We start from the raw sequence: 4,092 nt of genomic DNA, 5'->3' as shown, positions 1-4,092 counted from the left end.
CGTCGGAACGGGGAGAGGGTTGAGGTGTGCCGCCTACTTCTTCTTTGCCAAAAGCTCTTTGGCTTCCTTGACGCCCAGTGCGGCCGGCCGTTCGCAGGTGGTCTGCATGGCGACGAACTTGCCGGTTTCGCCGGAGCGCAGCAGGCCGGTCATCACATCGACGGCGTGAAGCGCCAGTTCCATCGAGCAGCGGTGCGGCCGGCCTTCCACGATCGCCACCGCCATGTCGGCGAGACCTGACGTGCGGTAGTTGGCCATCATGCCTTGCCCATGCATTTCATTGGGGATACCGAACGGGTGCTTCCATTTCGGCAGCTTCTTGACCGGCTTGCTGTCTTGCGTGAAGCGCACATCGCCGCCGAAGAAATTCGGATCCGGCACGAACACCGTGCCCGTCTCGCCATAGAGTTCCATCGGCGCGTGACCATGGGTCCAGACGTCCCAGCTGGTGTTGAGCGTGACTACGGCGCCATTCTCGAACTCCAGCAGGCCATGGATGGTTGTGGGTGTCGCGACCGGAATCTTTTCTCCGGCGCGCGGTTTTGATGAAATCGTCCGTTCCTTGGCCGGTGTCGTCGCGAAGGCCGCGACCTGCTTCACCGGCCCGATCAACTGGATCAGATTGGTGATATAGTACGGTCCGATGTCGAGCACCGGACCCGCGCCCGGCTGGAAGAAGAAGTCCGGGTTGGGGTGCCAGTGCTCCATGCCGTGGCTCATCACATGGCAGGTGCCGCTGGTGATCTTGCCGAGCTTGCCGGTGTCGATCAGGTCGCGGACCAGCTGATGCGCGCCGCCCAGGAAGGTGTCAGGCGCCGAGCCGATGCGCAGCCCTTTCGCCTCGGCGCGTTTCTTCAGGTCGAGCCCTTCCTTGACCGACAGCACGAACGGCTTTTCCGAATAGACGTGCTTGCCGGCGTCGAGCACCTGCTTCGATACTTCGTAGTGCACCGCCGGAATGGTAAGATTGACGATGATGTCGATATCGTCGGCCTTCAGAAGTCCCTCGACGGTCTCGGCGCGCAGCTTGAACTCCTTCGCCCGCGCCTTGGCCGCCTCCATGTTGATGTCGGCGCAGGCACGCATCTCGATGCCGCGAAACAGCGGCGCCAGCGAAAAATATGCTTTCGAGATGTTGCCGCAGCCGATGACGCCGATGCCAAGTTTCTTTGCCATGCTGATTGCTCCTAGTAGGTCTTGACGGCTGCGATCGAGCGGCGGGCGAAGCGCTCGATGTCGTTGGGATTGTCCTGTTCCATGACGTAGTACTGGGCAGCACTCTTGTCGCGCAGCACCTTGATCAGGCCGGCCCAGTCGATGGTGCCATGGCCGACATCCGACCAGCCATCCTCGTCCAGCCCCTCACCGGGCTTGGCCATGTCCTTGACGTGAACCGCGCTGATCCGCTTGCCGTGCTTCTCAATCCACGGCAGCGGATCGACGCCGCCGCGTATCACCCAGGCGACATCCATCTCCCAGCCGATCTCGGGCGCAGACGACAGGATATGATCCTGCGGCACCGAGCCATCGGCGAGTTTCTTGAACTCGAAATCATGGTTGTGCCAGGCAAAGCCGTAGCCGGCCTTTTTCGCGGCGTCGCCGACTTTGGCCAGGCGCCCGGCAAAGCCACGCCAGCCGGCCGCATCGGATGGCCGCTGGTCGGGCATCAGGAAAGGACAGATGAGCAGCGTGATGCCAAGTGCGTCGGCAATTTTGCGCACGCCGTCGAAATCGTTCTCGAGCGCGTCGATCGAGAAATGCCCCGTCGGCATGGCGAGCCCGTTCTTGTCGAGTTCGGTGCGAAAGGCCTTGGGATCGTCATAGACGCCGCCGAAGCCCTCGACTTGCGTATAGCCGAGCTTGCCGAGCGTGGCGAGCACCCCTTCCCAGGGCAGGAAATTGCGGGCGCTGTAAAGTTGGAATGACCAGTTCATCGTCTCTGTCCGTTTCTTTTGGGCTTGGGAGTTATAAGCGGTTGCCGGTGGCGGCATCGAACAGCGAAGCGCGTGCCGGATCGAAGCCGATCCGGATCGGATCGCCGTTGCGAAGCGTCCTTTCCGCCTCGACGCGGAAGGAAAGATTGTGGCCGCCGAGTTTCGTCCACACCAGCGTGTCCGAGCCCATCGGCTCGACAATCTCGACAGCCCCGTCAGCGACAAAGGGCATCGACCTCGCCGCTTCGCCGAAGGCAATATGTTCTGGCCGGATGCCCAGTACGCAAGCGCCGGTGGGGCTATCGCTGCCCTCGAAACCATAACGGTCAAGCGGCACCGCAACACCATCGGTCTTGAACACCGGGCCAGCGCCGGCCTGCAGCTCGCCATCGATGAAATTCATCGCGGGTGAGCCAAGGAAGCCGGCGACGAAGCGGTTGACCGGCCTGTTATAGATGGTCTGCGGCGCATCGAGCTGCTGGATGACGCCGCCCTTCATCACCGCGATGCGATCGGCCAGCGTCATCGCCTCGATCTGATCGTGCGTGACGTAGATCATGGTGTTCTGCAGCTTGCGATGCAGCAGCTTGATCTCGACGCGCAGTTCGGCGCGCAGCTTGGCATCGAGATTGGACAGCGGCTCGTCGAACAGGAACACGTCGACATCGCGCACCAGCGCCCGTCCGATCGCCACGCGCTGGCGCTGTCCGCCGGAAAGTGCTGCCGGTTTGCGCTGCAGCAATGGCTCGATCTGCAGGATTTCGGCCGCCCGCGCGATCCGCTTGGCGATCTCTTCTTTTGGCGTGCCGGCGACACGCAGGCCAAAGGACAGGTTCTTCTCCACCGTCATTTGCGGGTAGAGCGCATAGGACTGGAACACCATGCCGATGCCGCGGTCCTTGGGCTCTTCCCAGGTGACGTTCTTGCCCTTGATGAAGATGCGGCCTTCGGAGACGTCGAGCAGGCCGGCGATGCAGTTGAGCAAGGTCGACTTGCCGCAGCCGGACGGCCCGAGCAGCACGATGAACTCGCCATTGGCGACATCGAGGTTGAGTGTCTCCAGGACGGTCACCGCGCCGAAATTGAGCGACAGATCCTGGATCGAAACACTGGTGCCGTTGGCTGCCGTCATCGCCATCACCCTTTCACCGCGCCGGCGGCTATGCCGCGCACGAAAAGCTTGCCGGAAATGAAGTAGACGATGAGCGGCACAAGCCCGGTCAGGATGGTGGCGGCCATATTGACGTTGTACTCCTTCACGCCTTGCACCGAATTGACGATGTTGTTGAGCTGCACCGTCATCGGATAGGTGTCGGGGCGGGTGTAGACGACGCCGAACAGGAAGTCGTTCCAGATGCCGGTCACCTGCAGGATGATGGCGACGACGAAGATCGGCAGCGACATCGGCATCATGATGCGCAGGAAGATGCCCCAGAAGCCCGCGCCGTCGACACGCGCCGCCCGGAACAGCTCCTCCGGCATCGAGGAGAAATAATTGCGGAACAGCAGCGTCAGGATCGGCATGCCGAAAATGGAATGGACGACCACCAGGCCGCTGAGGCTGCCATAGAGGCCGATCTCGCGCAGGATGATGACGATCGGATAGATCATCACCTGGTAGGGAATGAAGGCGCCGACGATCAGGATGATGAAAAACGTATCGGCGCCCTTGAAGCGCCAATTGGCCAGCGCGTAACCGTTCACCGAGGCGATGGCGATCGACAGCAGCACCGACGGCACGGTGATGCGCACCGAATTCCAGAAGCCGCGCGAAAGCCCGTCGCAGTTGAGGCCGGTGCAGGCCGTCGACCACGCCTTGACCCACGGCTCGAAGGTGATCTCGAGCGGCGGCGAAAAGATGTTGCCGAGCCGTATCTCGGGCATTCCCTTGAGCGAGGTGACGACCATCACGTAGAGCGGCAGAAGGTAGTAGACCGCCATCACGATCAGCGTGCCATAGAGGAAGATGTTGCGGCGCGAGAAGGTGTGCCGCGGCCGCGGCCCGCGCGGCCCGGACGCATCGAGCCTGTTGGCGTTGGCGGCAATGGAAACGGCTTGCTCAGACACGCTTCCTGCCTCCGAATTCGAGATAGGCCCACGGCACGATGACGATCACCACCGAGAGCAGCATCATGGTCGAGGCAGCAAAACCCTGGCC

At 62.0% G+C, this 4,092-nt stretch carries 4 protein-coding genes and 1 pseudogene; all 5 read right to left on the bottom strand.

Going from position 1 to position 4,092, the window contains the following annotated elements; all coding sequences use genetic code 11:
• Positions 1 to 33 precede the first annotated feature (33 nt).
• Positions 34 to 1,176, bottom strand: a complete 1,143-nt coding sequence (locus EN993_RS32300; protein ID WP_127265822.1) for a Gfo/Idh/MocA family oxidoreductase — start codon at positions 1,174 to 1,176, stop codon at positions 34 to 36.
• 11 nt (positions 1,177 to 1,187) lie between these two features.
• Complete coding sequence (locus EN993_RS32295; protein WP_127265821.1) at positions 1,188 to 1,934, bottom strand: sugar phosphate isomerase/epimerase; 747 nt, start codon at positions 1,932 to 1,934, stop codon at positions 1,188 to 1,190.
• Positions 1,935 to 1,965: 31 nt separating this feature from the next.
• Positions 1,966 to 3,066 (bottom strand): ABC transporter ATP-binding protein, encoded by a 1,101-nt coding sequence (locus EN993_RS32290; RefSeq protein ID WP_126070565.1) that lies wholly within the window; start codon positions 3,064 to 3,066, stop codon positions 1,966 to 1,968.
• 5 nt (positions 3,067 to 3,071) lie between these two features.
• Positions 3,072 to 4,001, bottom strand: coding sequence for a carbohydrate ABC transporter permease (locus tag EN993_RS32285; RefSeq protein ID WP_127265819.1), 930 nt, complete (start codon positions 3,999 to 4,001; stop codon positions 3,072 to 3,074).
• Positions 3,994 to 4,092: pseudogene (locus tag EN993_RS32280) on the bottom strand (sugar ABC transporter permease); the annotation flags it as partial. The pseudogene EN993_RS32280 and the gene EN993_RS32285, both read right to left, overlap by 8 nt.

Origin of the sequence: Mesorhizobium sp. M7D.F.Ca.US.004.01.2.1, from assembly GCF_003997785.1 — a bacterium.
Taxonomy (GTDB): Bacteria; Pseudomonadota; Alphaproteobacteria; order Rhizobiales; family Rhizobiaceae; genus Mesorhizobium; species Mesorhizobium loti.
The sequence above is the reverse complement of the archived record's forward strand: the minus strand, read 5'-3'. Positions and strand labels throughout refer to the sequence as shown.

Bases quoted from the DNA above. Each gene is read 5' to 3' on its own strand.
- EN993_RS32300 (WP_127265822.1), bottom strand. From the start codon at position 1,176: ATGGCAAAGAAACTTGGCATCGGCGTCATCGGCTGCGGCAACATCTCG.
- EN993_RS32295 (WP_127265821.1), bottom strand. From the start codon at position 1,934: ATGAACTGGTCATTCCAACTTTACAGCGCCCGCAATTTCCTGCCCTGG.
- EN993_RS32290 (WP_126070565.1), bottom strand. From the start codon at position 3,066: ATGACGGCAGCCAACGGCACCAGTGTTTCGATCCAGGATCTGTCGCTC.